General features: G+C 72.1%; 21 protein-coding genes and 1 pseudogene. 5 read left to right on the top strand and 17 right to left on the bottom strand.

Annotated features, from left to right (window positions below; all coding sequences use genetic code 11):
• Nucleotides 1-2: 2 nt before the first annotated feature.
• Nucleotides 3-1,346, bottom strand: coding sequence for an MFS transporter (locus AB0O53_RS35595; RefSeq protein ID WP_351001592.1), 1,344 nt, complete (start codon nt 1,344-1,346; stop codon nt 3-5).
• Between the two features lie 189 nt (nt 1,347-1,535).
• On the opposite strand from AB0O53_RS35595, the gene AB0O53_RS35600 reads away from it, so the two are divergent.
• The gene (locus tag AB0O53_RS35600; protein WP_365201199.1) at nt 1,536-2,546 is read left to right on the top strand and encodes a sigma-70 family RNA polymerase sigma factor; all 1,011 of its coding nucleotides are present in this window, start codon (nt 1,536-1,538) and stop codon (nt 2,544-2,546) included.
• On the opposite strand, the gene AB0O53_RS35605 is transcribed toward AB0O53_RS35600, so the two are convergent.
• Nucleotides 2,433-2,768 (bottom strand): STAS domain-containing protein, encoded by a 336-nt coding sequence (locus AB0O53_RS35605; RefSeq protein ID WP_351001595.1) that lies wholly within the window; start codon nt 2,766-2,768, stop codon nt 2,433-2,435. The genes AB0O53_RS35600 and AB0O53_RS35605 overlap by 114 nt on opposite strands.
• A 56-nt stretch (nt 2,769-2,824) precedes the next feature.
• Between AB0O53_RS35605 and AB0O53_RS35610 the strand changes: the two genes are divergently transcribed.
• Nucleotides 2,825-3,379, top strand: a complete 555-nt coding sequence (locus AB0O53_RS35610) for a ferredoxin (RefSeq protein ID WP_365201203.1) — start codon at nt 2,825-2,827, stop codon at nt 3,377-3,379.
• 86 nt (nt 3,380-3,465) lie between these two features.
• Here AB0O53_RS35610 and AB0O53_RS35615 read toward each other — a convergent pair whose 3' ends face one another.
• From AB0O53_RS35615 to AB0O53_RS35665, 11 genes and pseudogenes are all read right to left on the bottom strand, one after another.
• The gene (locus AB0O53_RS35615; protein WP_351001598.1) at nt 3,466-4,743 is read right to left on the bottom strand and encodes a thymidine phosphorylase; all 1,278 of its coding nucleotides are present in this window, start codon (nt 4,741-4,743) and stop codon (nt 3,466-3,468) included.
• Between the two features lie 105 nt (nt 4,744-4,848).
• The gene (locus AB0O53_RS35620; protein WP_351001600.1) at nt 4,849-5,247 is read right to left on the bottom strand and encodes a cytidine deaminase; all 399 of its coding nucleotides are present in this window, start codon (nt 5,245-5,247) and stop codon (nt 4,849-4,851) included.
• Nucleotides 5,244-6,506: an ABC transporter permease gene (locus AB0O53_RS35625; protein WP_351001602.1), complete on the bottom strand. Its 1,263-nt coding sequence runs from the start codon at nt 6,504-6,506 to the stop codon at nt 5,244-5,246. Before AB0O53_RS35625 ends, AB0O53_RS35620 begins: the two co-directional genes overlap by 4 nt.
• Complete coding sequence (locus AB0O53_RS35630; protein ID WP_351001603.1) at nt 6,503-7,618, bottom strand: ABC transporter permease; 1,116 nt, start codon at nt 7,616-7,618, stop codon at nt 6,503-6,505. Before AB0O53_RS35630 ends, AB0O53_RS35625 begins: the two co-directional genes overlap by 4 nt.
• Nucleotides 7,615-9,273: an ABC transporter ATP-binding protein gene (locus tag AB0O53_RS35635; RefSeq protein WP_351001647.1), complete on the bottom strand. Its 1,659-nt coding sequence runs from the start codon at nt 9,271-9,273 to the stop codon at nt 7,615-7,617. The genes AB0O53_RS35630 and AB0O53_RS35635 overlap by 4 nt, the downstream gene beginning before the upstream one ends.
• A gap of 231 nt (nt 9,274-9,504) precedes the next feature.
• Nucleotides 9,505-10,569 carry a BMP family lipoprotein gene (locus AB0O53_RS35640; RefSeq protein ID WP_351001605.1) on the bottom strand — a complete coding sequence of 355 codons (1,065 nt, stop codon included), beginning with the start codon at nt 10,567-10,569 and terminating at the stop codon, nt 9,505-9,507.
• A gap of 229 nt (nt 10,570-10,798) precedes the next feature.
• A complete protein-coding gene (locus AB0O53_RS35645) occupies nt 10,799-12,043 on the bottom strand; it encodes an amidohydrolase (RefSeq protein ID WP_351001649.1) in 1,245 nt (414 codons plus the stop codon).
• Between the two features lie 137 nt (nt 12,044-12,180).
• Nucleotides 12,181-13,356 carry a hypothetical protein gene (locus tag AB0O53_RS35650; protein ID WP_351001607.1) on the bottom strand — a complete coding sequence of 392 codons (1,176 nt, stop codon included), beginning with the start codon at nt 13,354-13,356 and terminating at the stop codon, nt 12,181-12,183.
• Between the two features lie 62 nt (nt 13,357-13,418).
• Nucleotides 13,419-14,318, bottom strand: a complete 900-nt coding sequence (locus tag AB0O53_RS35655; RefSeq protein WP_351001651.1) for an N-acetylneuraminate synthase family protein — start codon at nt 14,316-14,318, stop codon at nt 13,419-13,421.
• Nucleotides 14,319-14,759: 441 nt separating this feature from the next.
• A pseudogene (locus AB0O53_RS35660) lies at nt 14,760-15,125 on the bottom strand (acylneuraminate cytidylyltransferase family protein); the annotation flags it as partial.
• Entirely contained in the window at nt 15,122-16,441 is a 1,320-nt protein-coding gene (locus tag AB0O53_RS35665) for a DUF6716 putative glycosyltransferase (protein WP_351001609.1), read from the bottom strand. The pseudogene AB0O53_RS35660 and the gene AB0O53_RS35665, both read right to left, overlap by 4 nt.
• A gap of 176 nt (nt 16,442-16,617) precedes the next feature.
• Here AB0O53_RS35665 and AB0O53_RS35670 point away from each other — a divergent pair, with 176 nt between their 5' ends.
• Nucleotides 16,618-17,598 carry a glycosyltransferase family 2 protein gene (locus AB0O53_RS35670; protein WP_351001611.1) on the top strand — a complete coding sequence of 327 codons (981 nt, stop codon included), beginning with the start codon at nt 16,618-16,620 and terminating at the stop codon, nt 17,596-17,598.
• Nucleotides 17,598-18,932 carry a polysialyltransferase family glycosyltransferase gene (locus AB0O53_RS35675; RefSeq protein ID WP_351001613.1) on the top strand — a complete coding sequence of 445 codons (1,335 nt, stop codon included), beginning with the start codon at nt 17,598-17,600 and terminating at the stop codon, nt 18,930-18,932. The genes AB0O53_RS35670 and AB0O53_RS35675 overlap by 1 nt, the downstream gene beginning before the upstream one ends.
• A gap of 31 nt (nt 18,933-18,963) precedes the next feature.
• On the opposite strand, the gene leuE is transcribed toward AB0O53_RS35675, so the two are convergent.
• Nucleotides 18,964-19,614, bottom strand: a complete 651-nt coding sequence (leuE, locus tag AB0O53_RS35680; RefSeq protein ID WP_351001615.1) for a leucine efflux protein LeuE — start codon at nt 19,612-19,614, stop codon at nt 18,964-18,966.
• Nucleotides 19,615-19,659: 45 nt separating this feature from the next.
• Nucleotides 19,660-21,240 (bottom strand): acyl-CoA mutase large subunit family protein, encoded by a 1,581-nt coding sequence (locus tag AB0O53_RS35685; RefSeq protein ID WP_351001617.1) that lies wholly within the window; start codon nt 21,238-21,240, stop codon nt 19,660-19,662.
• A 179-nt stretch (nt 21,241-21,419) separates the two neighbouring features.
• Here AB0O53_RS35685 and AB0O53_RS35690 point away from each other — a divergent pair, with 179 nt between their 5' ends.
• A complete protein-coding gene (locus AB0O53_RS35690) occupies nt 21,420-22,292 on the top strand; it encodes a L,D-transpeptidase family protein (protein ID WP_078959227.1) in 873 nt (290 codons plus the stop codon).
• Between the two features lie 331 nt (nt 22,293-22,623).
• On the opposite strand, the gene AB0O53_RS35695 is transcribed toward AB0O53_RS35690, so the two are convergent.
• Nucleotides 22,624-23,640, bottom strand: a complete 1,017-nt coding sequence (locus AB0O53_RS35695; protein WP_365201211.1) for a hypothetical protein — start codon at nt 23,638-23,640, stop codon at nt 22,624-22,626.
• Complete coding sequence (locus AB0O53_RS35700) at nt 23,640-24,392, bottom strand: RNA polymerase sigma factor (RefSeq protein WP_351001621.1); 753 nt, start codon at nt 24,390-24,392, stop codon at nt 23,640-23,642. Before AB0O53_RS35700 ends, AB0O53_RS35695 begins: the two co-directional genes overlap by 1 nt.
• Nucleotides 24,393-24,745: the final 353 nt, after the last annotated feature.

Consider the following 24,745-nt stretch of genomic DNA (forward strand, 5'->3'; position numbering starts at 1 on the left):
CCTCAGGCGGCCGCCGCGGCGGCCGGGGCCGGGCCCGGCGCCGCGGCCAGGGCGTCCAACCTGCGCAGGGCGGCGCGGCGTTGGACCAGGGACAGGCCGGCCACGGCCGCGCCGAGGGCGATCCACCCGGCCGGGCCGGCCGCCATCACGGCGCCGGTCAGCAGCAGCGGGCCCGCGGACTTCTGCACGGACTGCGCCATGCCGGCCACGCCGAGGTACGAGGCGCGCGCCCGGCGGGGCGCGAGGGAGACGGCGAGTTCCCACGAGCTCACCGAGCGCATCAGCTCGGCCGCGGTGGCCAGCACCGCCGCGGCGAGCAGGGCGGCCGAGGCGGCCCAGGCGCCGCCGCCGGGCGCGGCGGCCAGGAGGGCGCAGCACACGAGCGTGGTCAGCCCGTACAAGGCGACCGCTCCCGCCGCCGGGCGCGGGCCCCGGACCTTCGCCGTCACCCGTAGCTGGAGGGCGACGACGAGCACGGTGTTGACGACCAGGAAGGCCGGGATCAGTTCGTGCGGCGCGTCGGTGCGGCTCACCAGCCACAGCGGGATGCCGATGGCCAGGATCGAGTCGTCGAGGTTCATCGGGATGTCGAGCAGGACGAACCGGAGGTAGCCGCGGTCCCGCCACGGGCTCGGGCCGGCGGGCGCGACCGGGGCTCGGGATGCGGTGGCATCGCCGTCGGCGGGTTCGGGTGCGGTCACGAGCCCGTGGCCGCGCGGTTCCCGGGTGCGCCACACCAGGGCGGCGGCCACCAGGAAGGACAGCGCGTCGGCCAGGATGAGCACGTGGTAGGCGCCGCGGGTGCCGACGGCGAGGCCGATGGCGGCCAGTCCGGCGCCGAGGGCGTAGCCGGCGTTGGCCGAACTGCGCGACAGCGCCTGGTAGGTGGCGCGCCGGTCGCCCGCGACCCGGGTGGCGAAGAGCATCTCCAGGGTCTTGGCGGCACGGTCCCCGAGGTGGGTGACGGCCACCACCGGCAGGAGCAGCGCGAAGTCGGTGACGACGAGCAGCAGGCAGAGCGCGACCAGGCGCAGCAGGTGGGCTCCGATCAGCAGGGAGCGCACCGGGAAGCGGTCGGCGAGGTGGCCCGCCAGGGGCGAGCCGGCGATGCCCGCGACGCCCGACGCGCCCAGCAGGAGGCCGACCTGCCCGGCGTCGAGGCCGATGACGAAGGTGAAGTAGAGGACGCAGGCCGCGGCCCAGACGCCGGTGCCGGCACGGTCCAGTGCCTGGGCGAGCAGCATGATGCGCGCGTCGCGGCCGCCGGGCGGCCGCCGCAGCTGCGCCACCAGGCCGGGCTCCCGCTCCCCGCGCCGTGCCTTCCGGATCTCCCCGCCGCGCCGCATCCCAGGCCTCCCCGCCCGCCGAGCCAAGTATCTCGACGTCGAGATACAGCGGAAGCCTGCATCAGATTAATCTCGACGTCAAGATACTTGACGTCGACAGACCTGGCCGGCTCTCCGCTTCCGGCTGCCGTTGTCAGACCCCTCGGGTAGGTTCCGAAGCAGCCACGAACCTCAGGGGGACGGACCGACATGAGCGACCTCGCCACCACCAGCAGCGACCTCGACGCGGCGATGGACCGCTACCGGGTCGAGCTCACGGGCTACTGCTACCGCATGCTCGGCTCCGCCTTCGACGCCGAGGACGCGGTGCAGGACACCTACATCCGCGCCTGGCGCAGCTACGAGAAGTTCGAGGGCCGCTCCTCGCTGCGCTCGTGGCTCTACCGGATCGCCACCAACGTCTGCCTGGACCTGCTCAACGCCGGGAACAAGCGGGCCCGTCCGATGGACCTGACCGCCCCGCAGCACCAGTCCTCCGCCGTGCTCAACCAGCGGCCCGAGGTGACCTGGCTGGAGCCCGTCCCCGACGGGCGGGTGCTGCCGCAGACCGCGGACCCGGCCGAGATGGCGCTCGCGAAGGAGTCCGTGCGGCTGGCCTTCGTCGCCGCCCTCCAGCACCTGCCGGCCAAGCAGCGCGCGGTGCTCATCCTGCGCGAGGTGCTCGCCTGGAAGGCGGACGAGGTCGCGCAGCTGCTGGACACCACGGTGGCCTCGGTGAACAGCGCGCTCCAGCGGGCGCGGGCCACGCTGGCCGGGCAGCGGATGCGCGAGAGCGAGTCGGCCGACCCGCTGGACGCGGAGCAGTCGAAGCTGCTGGAGCAGTACCTCGCCGCCTTCGAGTCCTACGACATCTCGCGCCTGACGACGCTGCTGCACGAGGACGCCGTCCTGTCCATGCCGCCCTTCGACCTGTGGCTGCAGGGCAGGGCGGACATCGCCGCGTGGCACCTCAACCAGGGCATCGGCTGCAAGGGCTCCCGCCTGGTCCCGACGACCGCGAACGGCATGCCGGCCTTCGGCCAGTACCGCCCGCGCGAGGACGGCCGGCCCGGGCACACCCCGTGGGCGCTCCAGGTGCTGGAGGTCTCAGACGGCCGGATCGTCGGCCTCAACGCCTTCCTGGACACGGCCCGGTGGTTCCCGCTCTTCGGCCTCCCCGAGCAGCTCGACGAGTCCGACGAGGCCCAGCAGGGCGCGTAGGGCGGGCGCGGCCCCGGTCACCCGCAGCGGCCGCCCCCGCGCGGTCAGCCGCAGCCGGGCCAGCACCTCCACGGCACCCAGTCCCGGCGCGGTGACGGCGCGCGCGTCGCACTCCACGGTGCGCGCCCCGCCCTCGTACAGCCGGGCCAGGCGCGCGCACAGGGTCGCGGCGTCGCGGGCGGTCGGGGCGGGTCCGGGCAGCACGAGTCGGGTGGTCTCCACGAGGGGGTGACTCCCCCGCCCACCGGAACTCATCGCCGCGCCCCCACAATGGCCCGATGCAGCCCGCCTACTGGGACCCGGTCCCCCATGCCCGCCGCATCACCACGACCGGGACCGGCTCTCCCGTCTTCACGGGGGTCTGGGCGGAGCGGCACTGGCTCAACGTTCCGGGGCCGTTCTACGGAGCGAACACCGACACCATGGAGTTCGGGCGCGCGTTCGCGCCCCGCCACGTCGCCTACGACTGTGAGCACGAGTTCGTCTACCGCCAGCCGGTCACCGCCATCGAGACCGAGCACCTGGTGGAAGCCGCCAGGATCGAGCCGTACTCCGGCTACGCCTGCGACGGCGACGACCACTGGACGGCCGGGTCGGTCCGCGACTGGTGGCGGGACCGCGGACGGGTCCGCGCGTGGGCCCTGGCGGCGGCGCAGGAGCGGGAGGCCGAGGAGGATCCCCGGTACCGCGGGCACCACGAGGACGCCGCCCGGGGCCACCGGGACTTCGTCGCCCACATCGACGACGGCCTGGAGGCCTACCTGCGCGGCTACCTGTTCTGGCTGGACCAGCGCCGCGAACCGCGCCCGGACGAACCCCTGCCGCGGCTCTGACTGAACCGTCCGGCACCGGTCCCAGCATGCCGAACGGGACCGGCGGGGGTCCACCGGTCCCGTTCACTCGTACGGGAAGCCGCAGGTCAGGCGATGCGGTCCAGGACGATCGGCGTGGCGGAGAAGGACGTGCCCGCCGGGGCGATGTCGAAGGTGCCCTCGAGCGCGCCCAGGGCGTACTCGAACTTCTCCGGGGTGTCCGTGTGCAGGGTCATCAGCGGCTGCCCGGCCGTGACGGTGTCGCCCGGCTTCGCGTGCAGCTCGATGCCGGCGCCCGCCTGCACCGGGTCCTCCTTGCGGGCGCGGCCCGCGCCGAGGCGCCAGGCGCCGACGCCCACGCCGTACGCGTCCAGGCGGGTCAGGACGCCCGACTCGGGGGCGGTGACCACGTGCTGCTCGCGGGCGACCGGGAGGGCCGCGTCCGGGTCGCCGCCCTGGGCCGCGATCATCCGGCGCCAGTGGTCCATCGCGGAGCCGTCGGCCAGGGCCTTCGCCGGGTCGGCGTCCTTGATGCCCGCCGCGTCCAGCATCTCCTTGGCGAGCGCGATGGTCAGCTCGACGACGTCGGCGGGGCCGCCGCCGGCGAGGACCTCGACCGACTCGCGGACTTCGAGGGCGTTGCCGGCGGTCAGGCCGAGCGGGGTGGACATGTCGGTCAGGAGCGCGACGGTCTTGACGCCCGAGTCGGTGCCGAGGCCGACCATGGTGCGGGCGAGCTCGCGCGCGTCCTCGATGTTCTTCATGAAGGCGCCGGTGCCGACCTTCACGTCCAGGACGAGCGAGCCCGTGCCCTCGGCGATCTTCTTGGACATGATCGAGGAGGCGATCAGCGGGATCGCCTCGACCGTGCCGGTGACGTCGCGCAGCGCGTACAGCTTCTTGTCGGCCGGGGCCAGGCCGTCGCCCGCCGCGCAGATGACCGCGCCGGTGGTGTCGAGGACGTGCATCATCTCCTCGTTGGAGAGCAGCGCACGCCAGCCGGGGATGGACTCCAGCTTGTCGAGGGTGCCGCCGGTGTGGCCGAGGCCGCGGCCGGACAGCTGCGGCACGGCCGCGCCGCACGCGGCGACGAGCGGGGCCAGCGGGAGGGTGATCTTGTCGCCGACGCCGCCGGTGGAGTGCTTGTCGGCGGTCGGGCGGGAGAGCGCGTCGAAGTTCATGCGCTCGCCGGAGGCGATCATCGCCGCGGTCCAGCGGGCGATCTCGGTCCGGTTCATGCCGTTGAGCAGGATGGCCATGGCCAGGGCGGACATCTGCTCGTCGGCCACGACGCCGCGGGTGTAGGCGTCGATGACCCAGTCGATCTGCTCGGGGCTCAGCTCACCGCGGTCCCGCTTGGTCCGGATGACGGAGATGACGTCCATGAGGTGCTTCCTTCTACGCGCATAGAGAGAGGGAGGAGAGGGGATCAGGGAACGGCAAGTGCGACGGCCCTCCGCCCGGCAGGGGGCGAAGGGCCGTCGGCACGGCTATCTCAGGTGACCGGGCCCGAAGGCCTGGGGCAGCATCGCGGCCAGCGGCAGCACCCCGTCCGGGGTGTCCACCAGCAGCTCGTCGCCGCCGAATTCGTACAGCAGCTGGCGGCAGCGCCCGCACGGGACGAGGATCTCGCCCTTGCCGTCCACGCACGTGAAGTGCGTGAGGCGGCCGCCGCCCGTGGCCTGGAGGGAGGAGACCAGGCCGCACTCGGCGCACAGGCCCAGCCCGTAGCTCGCGTTCTCGACGTTGCAGCCGGTCACGATGCGGCCGTCGTCGACGAGGGCGGCGACCCCGACCGGGAAGCCCGAGTAGGGGGCGTACGCCCGGGTCATCGCTTCCCGGGCGTGCGTCCGCAGGGCTTCCCAGTCCACGGTCTGCTCCCGGGTCACTTGCCCTGACCCTTTTGGTACGGCATGCCGTCCGCCTTGGGCATCCGCAGGCGCTGCGCCGACAGGGCGAGCACGAGCAGGGTGGTCAGGTACGGGGCCGCGTCGACGAACTGGCTCGGCACCGCGTCGGTCACCGCGTACCAGACGAACAGCAGCGCGGCGAAGGCCGCCGAGATGCCGGCCTGGATGTACTTCTTCTTGTAGAGCTGCCAGACGCAGACGATGACCAGCAGGATCGCGATCAGCAGCAGCATCGCGTGGACGTTCTCGGCGCCACCGCGCAGCTTGAGGCTGTCGATGAAGCCGAACAGGCCCGCGCCCAGCGCCATGCCGCCCGGCATCCAGTTGCCGAAGATCATCGCGGCGAGACCGATGTAGCCGCGGCCGCCGGTCTGGCCCTCCTGGTAGATGGGGCTGGCGACCTCGGACAGGTACACGCCGCCCAGGCCCGCGAGGGCGCCCGAGACGATCACGGCGATGTACTTGTACTTGTAGACGTTGACGCCGAGGGACTCGGCGGCGATCGGGTTCTCACCGCAGGAGCGCAGGCGCAGACCGAAGGAGGTCCGCCACAGCACCCACCAGGTGCCGGGGATCAGCAGCAGGGCCACGATGGTCAGCAGCGAGATCTCGGTGATCAGGCCGCCGATGACGCCGGCGAGGTCCGAGACGAAGAACCAGTGCTTGGCCTGGAGGTCGGCCATCCAGTCCGAGAGCCCGGGAATGGTGATCTTGGTGATCGGCTCGACCTGCGGGGACTGCTTGGAGGAGCCGCCCGGCGCCTCGGCGAACGTGAAGTTCGACAGGTACTGGGTGAAGCCCAGCGCCAGGATGTTGATGGCCACACCGGAGACGATGTGGTTGACGTTGAACGTGACCGTGATGATCGCGTGCAGCAGGCCGCCGACGGCGCCGCCGGCGATGCCGACGAGCACACCGGTCCAGGGGCCCCACTGGTAGCCGGCCCAGGCACCGAACCAGGTGCCGAGGATCATCATGCCTTCGAGGCCGATGTTGACGACGCCCGCGCGCTCGGCCCACAGACCGCCGAGACCGGCGAGGCCGATCGGCACGGCGAGGGAGAGGGCGCCGGAGACCTGGCCGACGGAGGTCAGGTCGTTGGCCCCGGAGATCAGGCGGACCACGGAGACGAGCGCGAGGGCGCCCGCGATGATCAGCAGGATCCAGGGAAGGGTGAGCTTCTTGCGGCCGCCCGGCGCGGGTGCCGCCTTCTTCGTGGAAACGGTGCTGGCGCTCACGCCGCGACCTCCTTCTCGGTCTTCATGGCGTGGCCCGCAGCCAGTTCCTCGCCGACCTTCTGCTGCTGGCGGCGGATGCCGTAGCGGCGGATCAGCTCGTAGGAGACGACCACCGCGATCACGATCAGGCCCTTCATGATCGTGCCGATCTCCTTGGCGTAGCCGGCCGTGTCGAGACCGGCGGACGCCTTGTCGATGAAGGCCATCAGGAGGGCGGCGAAGAAGATGCCCACGGGGCTGTTGCGGCCGAGCAGGGCGATGGTGATGCCGGTGAAGCCCACACCCACGGGGAAGACCAGGGTGTACGTGTGGCTCTCGCCGAGCAGCACCGGCATGCCGGACAGGCCGGCGACGGCGCCGGAGATGAGCATCGCGGTGATGATCATCTTCTTGGAGTCGACGCCGGAGGCCGCGGCGGCGGACTCGCTCGCGCCGCTGGCGCGCAGGTCGAAGCCGAAGCGGGTGCGGTTGAGCACGAACCAGTAGACGACGCCGAGGGCGAAGGCGATGAAGGTGAAGCCGTAGATCTCGCCCGAGTCGCCCAGGGAGAGGGCCGGGAACCAGCCGGACTGGGCGATCTCACCGGTGGTGAGGTCGTTGGAGCCCTCGACCTGGACGCCGAGGTTCTTCGGCAGGATCAGCCAGGCGATGAGGCTGGTGGCGATGGCGTTCAGCATGATCGTCGAGACGACCTCGCTGACACCGCGCTTGGCCTTGAGGACACCCGCGATACCGGCCCAGAAGGCACCGGTGAGCATCGCGACGAGGACGATCAGGAGGATGTGCAGCGGACCGGGCAGCGCGATGGCGCCACCGACCACGGCGGAGATCATCGCGGCGAGGCGGTACTGGCCGTCGACGCCGATGTTGAAGAGGTTCATCCGGAAGCCGATGGCGACGGCCAGGGCTGCCAGGTAGTACGTGCCGGCCTGGTTGACGATGAGGACCTGGATGTCCTCGTAGCCGCCGTTCTCCACCATGATGCGCAGCGGCTCGATCGGGTTGATGCCCGTCGCCGCCAGCACGATCATGGTCAGTACGAAGGCGCTGACCAGCGCGAGCAGGGGCCCTGCGATGGCGAGCAGCAGCCGGTCCTTGTCGAATTTCTTCATCGGGCCTCGTCCTCCGTCGTGTCACCGTCGGCAGCGGCGGAGTGGTTGTCGGTTGCTTCCAGGTGCCCCGAGGCGGCGCCCGTCATGGCGGTGCCGAGCTCCTCGGGGGTGACGGTCGCGGGGTCGGCGTCCGCGACCAGGCGACCGCGGTAGATCACGCGCAGGGTGTCGGACAGGCCGATGAGCTCGTCCAGGTCGGCGGAGATCAGCAGCACGGCCAGGCCCTCGCGGCGGGCCTCGCGGATCGCGTCCCAGATCTGCGCCTGCGCACCGACGTCCACACCGCGGGTGGGGTGGGCGGCGATGAGGAACTTGGGGTTGTGGCTCATCTCGCGGCCGACGATCAGCTTCTGCTGGTTGCCGCCGGAGAGCGAGGCCGCGGTGACGTCGATGCCGGGCGTGCGCACGTCGTACTCGCGCACGATCCGCTCGGTGTCCTTGCGGGCCGCCTTCGGGTCGAGGATGCCCCTCTTGGAGTTGGGCGCCTCGGTGACGTGGCCGAGGATGCGGTTCTCCCAGAGCGGGGACTCCAGCAGCAGGCCGTGGCGGTGGCGGTCCTCGGGGATGTAGCCGATGCCGCCCTCGCGGCGCTTGCGCACCGGGAGCTTGGTGATGTCCTTGCCGTCGAGGGTGATGACGCCCTCGTCGGGGGCCATCATGCCCATGAGGGCCTCGATCAGCTCCGTCTGGCCGTTGCCCTCGACACCGGCGATGCCGAGGATCTCGCCCTTGTGGATGGTGAGGCTGATGTCGTCCAGCAGGAGGCGGCCGGCCTCGGCCTTCTCCAGGGTCGCGGAGTCCGGGGCGCCCGCGGGGACCAGGACCTCCGGCTCGGCGACGACGGCGTCGCCCGCGGCGACGGTCAGGCCGCTCACCTGGAGCATCGGGGTCGTGGTCACCGTCGACTCGCGGGTCTCGGGCGACGGCAGCTCCGCACCGACCATCAGCTCGGCGAGCTGCTTGGGGGTGGCGGTCTTCGGGTCGGCGGTGCCGACCGTGGTGCCGCGCCGGATGACGGTGATGTCGTCGGCGACCTTCAGGACCTCGCCCAGCTTGTGCGAGATGAAGATGACGGTCAGGCCCTCGGCCTTGAGCTCGCGCAGGTTGTCGAAGAGCGCGTCCACCTCCTGCGGCACGAGCACTGCGGTCGGCTCGTCGAGGATGAGGATCTTCGCACCGCGGTAGAGGACCTTGAGGATCTCCACGCGCTGGCGGTCGGCGACGCCGAGGTCCTCGACGAGGGCGTCGGGACGCACGCCGAGGCCGTAGGCGTCCGAGATCTCCATGATCTTCTTACGGGCCTTGGCGCCGATGCCGTAGAGCTTCTCGCCGCCGAGAACCACGTTCTCCAGGACGGTGAGGTTGTCGGCGAGCATGAAGTGCTGGTGCACCATGCCGATGCCGCGGGCGATGGCGTCGCCCGGGCTGTTGAAGGCGACCTGCTCCCCGTCGATGGCGATGGTGCCCTCGTCCGGCTTCTGCATGCCGTAGAGGATCTTCATCAGAGTCGACTTGCCGGCGCCGTTCTCACCGATGAGGGCATGGACCGTGCCCTTGCGGACGGTGATCGCGATGTCCTTGTTGGCGACGACGCCGGGGAAGCGCTTTGTGATGCCGTGCAGTTCTACGGCGTGGGGCGGGCTGGACGCGTTGATGACGCACTCTCCTTGGCGCGAAAGGAGCGGAAGGCAGGGAGGACAGGGCGGGGAGTGAAAGTATCGCGTCCACGATGCTTCTACGCGCGTAGCACTGTCGGAAGTGAAAACTCGCGGCCACAAAGGCTGCTAGGTCACAGACTAGTGATCACAGAACGAGGCTCGGGGCCCGGGAGCGATGTCGACCGCTTCCCGGACCCCGGAGACCAGGACTACATGTCAGAGACTGCCTTACGGGGCGGTCTTGACGGTGATCTTCTTGGCGATGATGTCGGCCTTGGCCTTCTCCACCGCGGCGATGACGTCGGTCATCTCCTTGTACTTCGGGTTGGAGTCGGCCAGGCCGACACCGTCCTTGTCCAGGCCGTAGCGGATCTCACCGGTGGTGGGCTTGCCGTCCTCGACCGACTTGATCAGGTTGAAGACGGAGTCCGAGACGTCCTTGGTGACCGAGGTCAGGATGGAGTCCTTGTACTTCGCCAGACCGGCCTGGTTGTACTGGTCGGAGTCGACACCGATGGCCCACTTGCCCTTGGCGGAAGCGGCCTCGATGGCACCGGAGCCGGCCAGACCCGCGGCGGCGTAGATGACGTCGGCGCCACCGGCGTCGAGCTGGCCCTGCGCGGCGGCCTTGCCCAGGTCGGGCTTGGCGAAGCCGTCGAAGTTCGGCGGCTGGGTCAGGTACGTGGAGAGCACCTTGGCGTTCGGGTTGGTGTCCTTGACGCCCTGGGTGAAGCCCGCCTCGAACTTCTTGATCAGCGGGACCTCGACACCGCCGATGAAGCCGACCGTGCCGGTCTTGGACGCCTTGGCGGCGGCGACGCCGGCCAGGTAGGAGCCCTGCTCCTCGTTGAAGACCATGTTGGCGACGTTCGGGCCGGTCACCGAGGTGTCGTCGATGATGCCGAACGTGGTGTTCGGGAACTTCGGCGCGACCTTCTTGATGGCCGGGGCGTAGGCGAAGCCGACGCCGATGACCGGGTTGTTGCCCTTGCGGGCCAGCTCGGTGAGGCGCTGGACCTTGTCGGCCTCGCCCTCGCCGTCGGTGGGCTCCGCCTCGGCGCCCTTGATCTTGAGGTCCGTCTCGGCCTTCTTCAGACCGGCGTAGGCGGCGTCGTTGAACGACTGGTCGCCACGGCCACCGATGTCGTACGCGATGGCTGCGGACTTCTGACCGCCCGACTCCGAGGGGGAGGCAGCAGCGTCAGAGGACTTCTTACCGCCACAGGCGGTGGCCGAGAGGGCCAGCGCCGCGGACGCGATGCCCACGGTGGCGATCCTGGTGATCCGGCGCAAGGGGAGGCTCCTTAAAAACCTGACCGAAGCGCCACGACCGGCGCTGGTTTCGCGGCGATCGTAACGCGCGTAGATGTCAGTTAAAGGCCCGTTCATGAGTCGTTATCGGATCGTCGCGAACCGGACAGTGACCGATCGGTAACTGCCAAGGCGTCCAGCCCTTGTGTACCAAGGGCTGGACGCGTCGGCCGGAAGGCTCGCCGATGTTGTAATGAGTGCGGCCCGATCCCTACCGGGACGGCGGCGTACGGCGGCCGTCGATCAGGGCGGCGGCGGTGAAGAACTCGACGCCGACGGCGATCGCGTCCTCGTCCACGTCGAAGTCCCCGCGGTGCAGATCGCGCTTGGCGGTGTCGCCCGGAGTACGCACGCCCAGGCGCGCCATGGCTCCCGGGACGTGCTCCAGGTACCAGGAGAAGTCCTCCCCGCCCAGGCTCTGCTCGGTGTCCTCGACCGACTCGGCACCGCAGCGGGCCGCCATCGCCTCGCGCAGCAGCTCGGTGATCACCGGGTCGTTGACCACCGGCGGCACCCCGCGCACGTGGTTGATCTCGAACTTGGCCCCGTGCATGGTGGCGATCTCGTCGATCGCCGCGTGGATCATGTCGGGCGCCTCGTGCCAGGCGGCGAGGTCCAGGCACCGAACAGTTCCGGACAGCTCGGCGTGCATCGGGATCACGTTGCAGGCGTGCCCGGCCTCGATCCGGCCCCAGGTGACCGACATGCCCGAGCGGGCGTCCATCCGGCGGGCGAGCAGGGCGGGGGCGTCGACGGCCACCCGGGCGGCGGCGGTCACCAGGTCGGTGGTCAGGTGCGGCCGTGCCGTGTGCCCGCCGGAGCCGGTGAGGCTGACCTCCAGCCGGTCGCAGGCGGAGGTGATGGGGCCGGGCCGCAGTCCGATCCGGCCGGCGTCGACCCGGGGGTCGCAGTGCACGGCGACGATCCGGCCCACGCCGTCCAGCACCCCGGACTCGATGGCGTCGGTGGCTCCGCCGGGGAGCACCTCCTCGGCGGGCTGGAAGAGCAGCCGCACGGGCCGGGGCAGGAGCCCCTGCCGGTCGAGCTCGGCGAGGACGAGGCCGGCTCCGAGGACGACGGCCGTGTGCACGTCGTGGCCGCACGCGTGGGCGCGGTCGGGGGCGGTCGAGCGGTAGGAGACGTGGGTCTTGGCATCGGGAATGGGCAGGGCGTCGATGTCCGCGCGCAGGGCCAGCATCGGCCGGCCCCCGTCCCAGGTGCCTACGTCACAGATCAGGCCGGTGCCGGACTTCAGGACCCGTGGTCGCAGGCCGGCTTTCTCGAGCCTGGCCTTGATCGCCGCAGTGGTGCGGAATTCCTGGTGTCCGAGCTCCGGGTGCATGTGCAAGTCCCGGCGGAAGGCGATCAGTTCGGTGCGCAGGTGGTCCGGAAGTTTGCCGGGCAGCTCGGGCCGGTCGGACGCGACGGGCTGGAGGGTCTGGGACTCGCGGGACATCAACTGGTTCACCCGTTGAAGGGTAGGCGCACGGATGGCTCAACTGGTCGGGGATCACGAAAAGTTCATGCCGTTAGGGGAAAGAAACCCAGCCTCTGGACGCATGACCGGGTGAGCCCGGGGGTAAACTCGCGCGCTCATCCGCCCGTGGGCGCCGCCTGGGCAGGCAGTCTGTGCACATCACGAGCGGTGTCGGTGACCCCCGCCAGGAAGCTCTTCGCGCGCGGGGACGCCGACCCGGTGAGCCAGGCCGGGTCCACATCGCATACGGCGACGGTGACACCGGTACCGGTCAGGGCGTACGGCAGGGTGTGGACGACCGTGGACGGAAAGCTGAGGATCGTCCGGCCGACGGGACCCCGACGGGCGATCAGTTCCAGCGGCAGGTCCGGGCGTACGATCTCCAGCCCGGTCTCCCGGCTCAGGGCGCGCAGCTTCTCCGGGGACTCCCGGCGGTGCGCGAAGTAGCGGGTGGCGCCGTGCTCCAGGGTGAGGGAGCGGACGGCGTCGAGGTAGCGGTCCGGGTCGACGACGCCGGTCTCCACGAGCGAGGTGCCGACCAGGTCGGTGCCCCTGGTCAGGCGGGGCGGGCCGAAGCGGGCGCGGGTCCAGGCGAACTCGTTGGCCCGCAGCGTCATCCCGCCGTGCGGAGCGACGGGCATCGAGGTGAACACCTCGACGCGGCGGGCCTTCCCCGCCGCGGCGGCGCCGGCCGGGGCGAAGCGGCGCCGCGCGGCCGCCGAGACGGGCGCGTACGCCAGCTCGCGGACGCGGCCGGGCAGCCCTCCGCCGCCGACCCGGTGCCAGCGCACGAGGCGCTCGCCGCGGGCGGTCTGCGCGACGAACTCCATGGTCGCGGTGCCGTCGTCGACCACGACGAGTTCCTCGGCGCGCACCAGGGTGAGCAGGAGCTGGACGTAGCGCGAGAAGGGGTCGCCGACGACGACGGTGCTCGCCGCGCGGACGTCGCGCGCCAGTGCGGCGAGCGCCTTCAGCGGCGCGAGCCGGCTGCCGCGCGCCTCCTGCCACTGCACCTCGCACCCCTCGTCCCGGGCCAGCGCCGCCATCCGGCGCAGCTGGCCGCGGGACATGGGGTCGGTGGGCGGCAGGACGACGATCCGCACGGGGGCGAGGGTGCCCGCCGGGCGCGGCCGGGGCTCCGGCCCCGGTCCGGCGGCGCGGCGCCCGCGCTGGCTCGGGACCGCGTCCAGCGCTCTGCCGGGCGCGGCGGCGCGCGCGTACGCCCACTCCAGGACGTTGAGGAGTTGGACCGGGCTCTCGACGAACGCCAGGGTGGAGGCGGAGCTGCTCACACGTACTCCTTGTCGTGGGGCGGGGCCGGTACGCGCCGGACCGGAGCCGGACGGGACACCCCCTAGACGGAGGCGAGCTCGCCGCGGACGCGGCGGAGCTTCTTCATGGGGCCGAGCTCGGACTCGTAGACCCGCTTGACGCCGTCGCCGAGGGCGGTCTCGATGGTGCGGATGTCGCGGACCAGGCGGGCCAGGCCCCCGGGCTCGACGGAGGCGGCCTGGTCGGAGCCCCACATCGCGCGGTCGAGGGTGATGTGGCGCTCGACGAAGGTGGCGCCGAGGGCGACGGCGGCGAGGGTGGTCTGCAGGCCTGTCTCGTGGCCGGAGTAGCCGATGGGGACGTTGGGGTACTCGTCGCGCAGGGTGTCGATGACCCGCAGGTTGAGCTCCTCGGCCTTGGCCGGGTACGTCGAAGTGGCGTGGCAGAGGAGGATGTTGGCGCTGCCGAGCACCTCGACCGCGTGGCGGATCTGCTGCGGGGTGGACATGCCGGTGGACAGGACGACGGTGCGGCCGGTGGCGCGCAGGGCGCGCAGCAGCTCGTCGTCCGTGAGGGAGGCGGAGGCCACCTTGTGGGCGGGGACGTCGAACTTCTCCAGGAAGGCGACGGCCTCGGTGTCCCACGGGGAGGCGAACCAGTCGATGCCCCGCTTGGCGCAGTGCTCGTCGATGGCGCGGTACTCGTCCTCGCCGAACTCGACGCGGTGGCGGTAGTCGATGTAGGTCATGCGGCCCCACGGGGTGTCGCGTTCGATGTCCCACTGGTCGCGCGGGGTGCAGATCTCCGGGGTGCGCTTCTGGAACTTCACGGCGTCGCAGCCGGCTTCGGCGGCGGCGTCGATGAGGGCGAAGGCGTTGCCGAGGTCGCCGTTGTGGTTGATGCCGATCTCGCCGACGACGTAGACGGGGCGGCCGGGGCCCGCGGTGCGGGAGCCGAAGGTACGCAGACGGGGGTCGGGCAGGGAGGTCATGGCAGGAGGCGTCCTTCGGTGCGGGGGCGTTCGGGGTGTGGGCTGCGGGTCGGGGTGGTGCGGGGCCGGCTCCGCGTCGGGCTGCGGGTCCGCGTGCGCGCCGCCGGGGCGCGGGTCGAGCAGCGGGGCGAGCAGCCGGGCACGGGCCAGGTCGTGCGGGTCGTCGATCTCCAGGACCCGGGCGGGGTCGGTGGGGACGGGCAGGGTGCGGCCGAAGAAGCGGTGGCGGGCGGTGCGGAAGCCGGCGGCGTCCATGGCGTAGGCGGCGCCGGTCTCCAGCAGGTCCTGCGGCCGGTCCTGGCGGCGGGGCCGGTACGCCGGGTCGTGGTTGACCCCGGTCCCGGTCCCGGTGCCGTCGGGGTCGTCCCGCCAGAGGAAGCCGTGGAAGGGGGCCACGGTCAGGGCCGAGTCGGCCGCCCCGGAGGCGACGGCCACGGCGACCGACTCGACGTCGGAGGTGGCGAGGAAGGGGCTGGTGCACTGGACGAGGAGGACCACGTCCACGGTGAGCGAGTGCAGTTCCTCGAAGGCGGAGAGCGCGTGCAGGACGGCGGCCTCGCTGCTCGCGGTGTCGCCGGAGATCGCGGTGGGCCGGGCGATCACGTCGGCGCCCGCTGCGCGGGCGGCCCCGGCGATGGCGTCGGAGTCGGTGGAGACCACGACGTCGGTGACGGTGGGCGCGGCCCGGCAGGCCAGGACCGCGCGGGCGACGAGCGGGGTGCCGGCGACCTCGGCGAGGTTCTTGCCGGGGACCCCCTTGGATCCGCCGCGGGCGGGGATGACGGCGAGGACCCTCACAGCTCCCCCAGCCTGCGGATCACCGGGGCGACGCGCTGCACCCCGTGCCGGTAGGCCCCGCGGGCGGCCTCGCGCAGGTGGGCGCGGAGCCGGCGGCGCAGCCGGGACTCCCCCGCCTCCTGCCGTGCGGCGCCCGGCATCGGGGTGCCGTCGGGTGCGAGGCGGTGCCGGGCCAGGATGCCGGGCAGGTATCCGGGGGCGGTGGCGAGCGTGTAATAGGGGGCGGGCGAGGGCAGCCGGGTCGCGGCGAGCAGGCCGGCGACCTTGGCCCGGGCGACGGCGTGGGCGTCGCCGCCCGCACCGCCCGCGCCGGGGATGTGTACGCCCTGGGCGGCCAGCCAGACCGGGTCGCCCTCCGGGAGGAGACCCGAGTCGAGCTGGTCCCAGGAGGCCAGGCAGCCGGAGCCCAGGAAGTGGTGGTTGCCGAGGGCCTCGCGGATGCCGAGGTCGGTGAGGACCGCCGTGGGGATGGAGCGGTGCAGGGACTCGAGGGCGGCTGTGGAGGAGACGGTGACCAGGAGGTCGGCGCCGTCCAGCACCTCGCCCATGTTCCCGTACACCAGGCGGCAGTTGGCGGGCAGGCCGCCGGGGATCCGCTCCGCGAGGCGCTGGTACGGCTGCTCCTCCAGGTGCGTGGTGTGCTCCCCGGGCTTGCTGCGCAGCTTGATCAGCACCTCCCGGTCGGGGTGCTTGCGGGCGTGGCCCGCGGCCCGCTCCAGCAGGTAGGCGCGGTCGGCGCGGCTGTCGGGCACGGAGGGCTGCACGGCGAAGACCACCGTGTGGGCGCGGCTCCCGGCGGGCTCGTACGGCGCCCCGCCGAGGAAGGGCAGCGCGGTCTCGGTGACGGCGCCGGCGTCCGCGCCGACCCCTTCGTAGACGGCGCGGAAGCGCTCGGCGTCGTGGCGGGAGTTGGCGAGGACGAGATCGGCCCCGTGCCGCAGCAGCAGCCCGTCGGCGAGCTTCTCGTATACGACCCCGACGTATCCGGTGACGAGTACGGGGCGCCGGGCGGGGGCCGGCCACAGGGCACGGGCCCCGTGCAGGACGGCCTGGACGGCTCCGCCGACGAGCGCGAGGACGACCACGTCGTAGCGCTCCCGCTCGATCTCGGCGAGGAACTCGGCGCAGGTCACCTCGGCCAGCCGGTCGGCCCGCACCCCGACCTCGCCGAGCTGGCGCGCGGTCGGCGTGGCCCGGCCGCGCAGCAGGTATCCGCTGAGCTCGTGGTCGGGCACGAGGTGGCGGGCGGTGGTCGCGCCCCATTTCCATCTCGTATCGGAATCGGCGAGTACGGCGACGCGTTTGCGTTCTGGCACGCGGCAGAAGCTATTCGGCGATTTCGGTGATCGGCCCAACGAACGCACAACAGCGGGTTAACAAAGCGTCGACTGAATGCGAAAGCGCACGGGTTAACCCGCCCGCCCCGCGCCGTTCACATGAAATCCGCGTCCGGGCCACAGTCAATGACGGGCGGCGTCCTAATGTCTCGCAGGTGCCCAAGCTCTCTGTTGTCGTGCCGTTCTACAACGTGCAGACGTACGCACCGGACGCCCTGAAGAGTCTCGAACTGAACGCCCGGGAGGATTTCGAGTTCCTGCTCGTCGACGACTGCTCGACGGACGGGACGTCGGACCTGCTGGAACGGGCGGCGGGCGGGCTGCCCGGGGCGGTGCACCTCAGACACGGGAGCAACGGCGGCCTGGCGACCGCGCGGAACACCGGGCTGGACGCGGCCCGCGGCGAGTACCTCGCCTTCCTGGACGGCGACGACTGGCTGGCCCCCGGCCACCTGGCCCGGATGCTGGCCGCCATTGAGGCTCTGAACTGCGATTTCATCCGTACCGACCATGTGCGGTGCACGGGCCGGACGCGGAGCGTGCAGCGCGTGCCCTTCGGCCCGCAGTCCGTCGTCGCCGATCCGCGCGGCGCGATCCTGCCCGCCGACCGGGCGACGTCGGTCGACTACCCGTACGCCTGGGCCGGGATGTACCACCGGCGGCTGCTGGACCGCGGCCTGCTGCACTTCACCGACGGGCTGCGCACGGCGGAGGACCGGCCGTGGATCTGGCGGCTGCACCGGGAGGCCGAGTCCTTCGCCGCGGTCGGGCTGCCCGGGATCTTCTACCGGCGCGGTGTTTCCACGTCATTGACGCAGATCAAGGACGAACGGCAGCTCGATTTCATCCGGGCATTCGACGAGGTCCTCGCCGGCGTCACCGAAGACCGGGACTCCGATCTGCTTCTCCCGAAATCCGTACGAACGTACTGCGCAATTATCGCGCACCATTTCGGATCCATCGAAAGGTATGAACCGGCCGTGGCCAAGAAACTCCGCCTCATGAGCGCCGCCGCGCTCGGCCGCATGCCCCAGGACGTTCTGGACCAGGTCCTGGACTCGATGGACGCCGAACGCTCCGCGCTCCTGCGCCGCCTGCGCGGCAGCCGCCGCACCCCGTCGGGGGCGACCGCCTGATGCTCACGCAGATCTTCCTGGCCTCCACCCTCTACGGTGCCGCCACGCTCGCGGCGGGCGTCGACGCGGGCTCCTTCCCGCCCGCGGGCCGCCGGATCCTGCTCACCAGCAATCACGCCGTCACGGCCGAGGTGGCCCCGGGGGTGGCCGGCATGCCGGGCTTCGCCGCGCTGCGCACCCGCTTCGACGAGGTGCTCGACTGGAACGCCGTGATCGAGCCGCAGCACCCGAGCACCTGGGCCCCGCGCGCCGAGGACGTCCCGATCTGGGAGCGGCACCTGCGCGCGCTGTGGGGGCTCGGCGAGGACCGGGTCGAGCTGATCGTGGAGTCGCTCCAGGTGCCGCCGGCCCAGTCCCTGTGCCGGCTGTTCCCGGGCGCCGCGGTCGACGTCTACGCCGACGGGCTGATGAGCTACGGTCCGACCCGCTTCCGCCTCGACCCGCAGCTCGGGATGCGCGTACGGCGGGTGCTCCACCTGGACCTCGTGCCCGGCCTGGAGCCGCTGCTGCTGACGGAGTTCGGGGCGCGGCCGGAGCTGGTGCCCGCGGAGTCCTTCCTGAAGGTCCTCGCGGAGCTCCCGCCGCACGGCGCGGACCTGGACGGCGGCGGGGAGTCCCCGGCCCTGCTGCTGGGCCAGTACCTGTCGGCGCTCGACCTGATGACCCCGGACGAGGAGGAGGAGCTGCACGCCTCGATGGTCCGGGGGGCCTTCGCGCTCGGCCACCGCGAGCTGGTCTTCAAGCCCCATCCCGGCGCGCCCGCCGCGTACGCCCGCAAGGCCGCGGCGGAGGCCGAACGGCTGGGCGCCCGGCTCACCGTGACCAGCAGCCCGGTCCTGGCCGAGACCCTCTACCGGCGGCTGCGCCCGGCGCTGGTGGTCGGCTGCTTCTCGACGGGACTGCTGACCGCCGCCACGCTGTACGGGCTGCCCGTGGCACGCACCGGCACCGGGCCGGTGCTGGCCCGCCTGGCCCCGTACCAGAACAGCAACCGGGTGCCGCTGGTGCTGGTGGACGCGCTGCTGCCGGACCTGGCGGACCCCGAGGCGGTCCGCGCCTGGACGCCCGCGTCCCTGGGGCGGGCGGGAGCGGACCGGGCGGGGCTCCTGGCCGCCGTCGGGTTCACCATGCAGCCGCAGGTCCTGTCCGCGCGGCGGGCCGCGGCCGAGGCGTACCTGGCCGCGCACCTGACCCCGGACACCTGGCGGTACTTCACGCGCCGCCGGCTGACCTCGCTGGGCCTGCCCGGCGGCATCCCCGCCCAGTTGTCGTTCCTGCCGCGCAGCCGGACCGTGCGGCGCATGGCCCGGACGCTGCGCCGCGTCCTGAACTGAGGCGTCCCGACCCGGCGCGTCCCGAGGGGCGTCAGCCGGTGGCGAGCTTGGCCGCGAAGCCCAGGAACAGCACGCCCGCCGCCGAGGTCGCCCCGGCCGACAGCCGCTTGCGGCGGCGGAAGGCCTCCGAGAGGCGGGTGCCGCCGAATATCAGCAGCGTCAGGTAGAGGAAGCTGCCGGTCTGCAGCAGCCCGCCGAGGACCAGGAACGACAGCGCGGGGTAGGCGTAGGACGGGTCCACGAACTGCACGAAGAAGGACATCAGGAAGAGGATGGCCTTCGGGTTGAGGAGGCTGATCAGCAGGGCACGGCGGTAGGGCCGCTCGTTCTCCGCCGCGTCGCCGGGGCCCGCGGCCCGCTCCTCGTCCCGCTCCCGGCGCGTCCGCCACAGGGCCCAGGCGCCCCGCATCATCCCGACGGCGAGCCAGGCCAGGTACCCGGCGCCGAGGAACTTCACCACGGTGAAGACCAGCGGGCTGGCCCGCAGCAGCGCCCCGGCGCCCACGGCGGTCAGCGCCATCAGGACGGCGTCACCGGTGAACACCCCGGCGGCGGCCTTGTAGCCCGTGCGCACGCCCCGGCGGGCGGCGACGGACAGCACGTAGAGCGAGTTCGGTCCCGGCAGGAGAATGATCAGGACGAGGCCGGCGAGGTACGTCGGCAGATCGGTGACACCCAGCATGTGCAGGAGTGTCCCATGGAGACACACCTGACAGTCCAATGGGTTTCACCATGTGGAACCGGTGGGCTCGTAGGTGCCCCACACCTCCCGCAGCGCCCCGCAGACCTCGCCCACCGTGGCCCGCGCGCGCAGCGCCTCCTTCATCGGGTACAGCACGTTCGCCGTGCCCGCCGCCGCCTCGCGCAGCGCCCCGAGCGCCGCCGTCACCGCCGCCCCGTCGCGCTCCGCCCGCAGCCGCGCCAGCGCCGCGCACTGCCGCTCCTCGATCGCCGGGTCCACGCGCAGCGGCTCGTACGGTTCCTCGCGCTCCAGCGCGAAGCGGTTGACCCCCACCACCACCCGCCCCCCGCTGTCGGTCTCCCGCGCGATGCGGTAGGCGTTCCGCTCGATCTCCGCCTTCTGGAAGCCGGCCTCGATGGCGGCCACCGCCCCGCCCCGTTCCTCGACCCGCCGCATCAGGTCGAGGGCCGCCGCCTCCAGTTCGTCCGTCATCCGCTCGACCGCGTACGACCCGGCGAAGGGGTCCACGGTGTGCGGGACGTCCGTTTCGTGTGCGAGGACCTGCTGGGTGCGCAGCGCCAGGCGGGCCGACTTCTCCGTGGGCAGCGCGATCGCCTCGTCGAAGGAGTTGGTGTGCAGCGACTGGGTGCCGCCCAGCACCGCGGCCAGGGCCTGCACGGCGACGCGTACGAGGTTCAGCTCGGGCTGCTGCGCGGTGAGCTGGACTCCGGCGGTCTGGGTGTGGAAGCGCAGCATCATCGACTTCGGGTCCCGCGCCCCGAACTCGTCCCGCATGACGCGGGCCCAGATCCGCCGGGCGGCGCGGAACTTCGCGACCTCCTCCAGCAGGGTGGTGCGGGCGACGAAGAAGAAGGAGAGCCGGGGTGCGAACGCGTCGACCGCCATCCCGGCGGCGAGGGCGGTGCGGACGTAGGCGATGCCGTCGGCGAGGGTGAAGGCCACCTCCTGCGCGGGCGAGGCGCCGGCCTCGGCCATGTGGTAGCCGGAGATGGAGATGGTGTTCCAGCGGGGGATCTCGGCCCGGCAGTAGCGGAAGGTGTCGGCCGTCAGGCGCAGCGAGGGCCCGGGCGGGAAGATGTACGTCCCCCGGGCGATGTACTCCTTCAGGACGTCGTTCTGGATCGTCCCCGTCAGCTCCGCGCCCGGGATGCCCCGTTCCTCCGCGACCAGCTGGTAGAGCAGCAGGAGCGGCGCGGCGGGCGCGTTGATCGTCATCGAGGTGGAGACCCGGTCCAGGGGGATCCCGTCGAACAGCGTCCGCATGTCGTCGAGGGAGTCGACGGCCACCCCGACCTTGCCGACCTCTCCGTGGGCGAGGGGCGCGTCGGAGTCGTGGCCCATCTGGGTCGGCAGGTCGAAGGCGACCGACAGCCCGGTGCCGCCGCCCTCGATGAGCCGGCGGTAGCGGGCGTTGGACTCGGTGGCCGTGCCGAAGCCGGCGTACTGCCGCATGGTCCACGGCCGACCGGTGTACATGTTTGGATAAATCCCCCGGGTGTAGGGGAAGTCCCCAGGTGCACCCAATTGGACCTCGGGGTCCCATTCCGTCAGATCGCCCGGCCCGTAGACCGGTTCGACCGGGATTCCGCTCTCCGTGCTGGCCATGTGACGAAGTCCTCCGTAGAGCAACCGGGCCCGGGGCTGATACAACCTTGCCCGCGCGTCGCTTCTTAAGGCTGCGGACGGTTGCTGGTCACAATGGCGCAACATCCCGGCACCCTGTGCAACTCTCCGCGCGCGCCAGGCATCACCTAGATACACGACGTAGAAACCGGGGGACTGCAATGCAGCGCCAGAGAGTCATAATCCGCACGATCGGGGTGGCCACCGCCGTCGCGCTCGCCGCGACCGCCTGCGGCCCGCAGAAGACGGAGTCCGCCGGCTCCTCCTCCGCGGCACCGTCCTCGCCCACGGCGGGCGCCACCCCCGAAGCCTCCCCGTCCACCGACAACAAGCCCGGCGAGCCCTCGCCGTCGGCCTCGGCCTCGGCGTCCGCCTCCGCGTCGGCCTCGCCGTCGCCCTCGGTGAAGCAGATCATGGCCAACGGCGACGAGAGCGAGCAGGTCCGCGAGCTCCAGGCCCGCCTGAAGCAGCTCAAGCTGATGACGGTGGCGCCGACGGGCTTCTACGGTTCGAAGACCACGGCCGCGGTGAAGTCCTTCCAGTCGAAGAACGGTCTGGACGCGACCGGCGGGGTCGACGAGAAGACCTGGAAGAAGATCCAGAGCTCCAGCAAGAAGCCCACCGCCGACGAGCTGCGCCCGCCGACCGTCAACGAGGTCGCCGCGCCCGACCCGCGCTGCATGACCGGCCGCGTCATGTGCATCAGCAAGGAGAGCCGCACGCTCGCCTGGATGATCGACGGCAAGGTCGTCTCGACGATGGACGTCCGCTTCGGCTCCGAGAACACCCCGACCCGCGAGGGCGTGTTCAACGTGGGCTGGAAGGCCAAGGACTGGACGTCGACGATCTACCACACGCCGATGCCGTACGCGATGTTCTTCAGCGGCGGCCAGGCGGTCCACTACTCGGCCGACTTCGCGGCCCGCGGCTACAACGGCGCCTCGCACGGCTGCGTGAACGTCCGCGACAAGGGCAAGCTGTCGAAGCTCTTCGACGACGTGCAGGTCGGCGACAAGGTCGTCGTCTACTGGTGAGCCCGCTGAGGGTGATGACGGGGGCCCGGGTTCCGGGCCCCGACCGTGCGGCCGGCCCCGAGCCGGTGAAACGCGACAGGCCGCCTTGTGCAGGGCCCGCCGGTGCGGCGGGCTGCGCACAGGGCGGCCTGTCGCGTTGAGCGGCTGTCCCGTCCGGCGGGTCGAAGTAAAGGGCGCGGGCAGGGCCGGGGGAACGTGCCCCGCCCGCGCCGGTTGCGCAGAGCCCAGGGGTACGGGGGGAACCCCGGCTCATGCGCGGCCGATGACCAGTCGGCTCGATAAGTACTGCGCCGTCGATTCGAAAAGTGTTACAGGCAGGTCGGCATATGTTTCAGCGGACCGTGTGCAGGGGCGTGGAGCCCTGCGGAACGGCGGGCGTCAGGCTCGGAGCCCTGAGCGTCCCGTCGCCTCCCAGCGGGGAGTCGCGGCGCTTGGTGCCGTCGGCGTCGCGCTCCAGCACCGAGGCGCAGTAGGCCGGTATCCGCAGGAGCCCGTCGGCCAGACGCGAAAGCCGCTCGCGCCGGTCCTCGTTGAGGCGGCCCTTGCGGTACTCCTCGCAGAGGTCGGCCTTGAGCCGGCTGTCCAGCTCGCGCTGGCGGTCCTTGCCGAGTTCGCCGGTGCCCAGGTTGTCGCGGCTGCCTTCCCCGTCGCCCGGACCGGTGCGGTCGTCCGGTTCGTGCTTGCCCGAGCCGCCGCTCGTCGAGGAGCCCGAGGAGGTGTCGGGGCCGGTTCCCGTGCCCGGCGGCGTACGGCCGTCCGTGCTCGGCGAGGGCACCGCGGGGGCGAACGCCGGGTTCGAGCCGTCCGGCTGCGGGGTGGGCAGGAGCTTCGGGGCGGGCGTGGGGGCACTGGTGCCGAGGCCCGGGGCCGGGCTCTCGCCGGCGCTCACGGACATCGCCGGTCCCGGTCCCGCGGTGTCGTGCCGGGACCGGTCGAGCAGCCCGGCGCCGGCCGCGGCGGCCAGTCCGCCCGCGGCGACGCTCGCGAGGGCCGCGGCCAGGCCGAAGCTCACGGTCCGGGCGCGCCGGCGTGCGGGTACGGGTGCGGGAATGACACGGCCGAGGTCGATCAGGGGTTCGCCGGAGGTGTCCGTGACGGACGGCACACCGGTGCGGCGCGCGGCGCCGCGCGCGGCGCGGTAGGCGTCCATCGCCGCACCCTCACCGGGCAGTTCCCCGCCCCCGGGAGCCGCCGCCACCGCGGCCAGGGCGTCCAGGGCGGCCCGCAGCCGGGCAGCTTCCATCGCGGCACGTGCATCGGCGGCGGGCCCCACAGGTTCCGCCGGTCCGCCGCGCAGGAATGCTTCCGCCGCGGCCTCGTCCAGCCACCTGTCGCGCTCGTCGGCCATCACATGTCCTTCTGCGTCCGCCAACGTGAATGCGTCACACCGGTTTGTTCTGCGTAGCTGCCACCCCGGCCACGCTGTGCGGGTACGGCGTCGAGATCCCTCCCGCCCCCGCCGTCCCACGCATGGCCACCGGCATTATGGCCGACCGCGGCTCCCGCCTTGGAGCCGGTGCCCTGACCTGCGTCGAAGCCGCCGTCCGTGCCCTGCGCGGCGAGCAGTTCCGCCAGTTTCTTCAGGCCGCGGTGCGCGGCGGTGCGCACGGCGCCGGGCCGCTTGCCCAGGGTCTCGGCCGCGCTCTTGGCGTCCAGGCCGACCACGACCCGCAGGACGACGGCCTCGGCCTGGTCCTGCGGCAGCTGGGCTATGAGCGCCATGGTGCGCCCGGTGTCGAGGGACTCCATCGCCGCGCCGGCGGTGTCGCACTCGGCGGCCCAGCTCGTCAGCTCGGTGTCGTCGCCGCCGATGGCGGGGCGCCGGCCGCGCATGCGTATGTGGTCCAGAGCCCGGTTGCGGGCGATGCGGGCGGCCCAGCCGCGGAAGCGGTCGGCGTCACCGGTGAAGGAGTCGAGGTCGCGGGCTATCTGCAGCCAGGCCTCGGAGGTCACGTCCTCGGCATCGCCGTCCCCGACGAGCGTGCGTACGTATCCGAGCAGGCGTGGGTGCACGGCACGGTACACAGCACGGAACGCATTTTCGTCGCCGTCCTGTGCCGCGAGCACCGCGGCGGTCAGCTCCGCGTCGTCCCCCAGCAAAGTCCCCAACCTGTCCTGTACGTGTGGCGCAAATCAGCACGTTACGGCTTTCAAGCACCTCTCGTCCACGAGTGATACAACGTGCAACCAATCCTGCGCGGAGCGAGGTGTGACACAAAACGCACCCGAGGCGCTGACAGGGGTACGGGCTTGTCGCACGAGCCCGTGACGGATGGCGGCCGGGGCCTCTCCTGTGGGGGGTGGCGGCCTCGGTCGCCCTCCCCCTTTCGGGCATCCCACCATGCCTGCCCGTCGCGCTCACGTCATCCTTTCGGCTCACTTCCGGGTGAAATCCCCGCATGGGTACGACACACCCTGCCCTGCGTCGATAGCGTTGCGGCACACCCGCGCCA

Origin of the sequence: Streptomyces erythrochromogenes, from assembly GCF_040684695.1 — a bacterium.
GTDB lineage: Bacteria > Actinomycetota > Actinomycetes > Streptomycetales > Streptomycetaceae > Streptomyces > Streptomyces erythrochromogenes_C.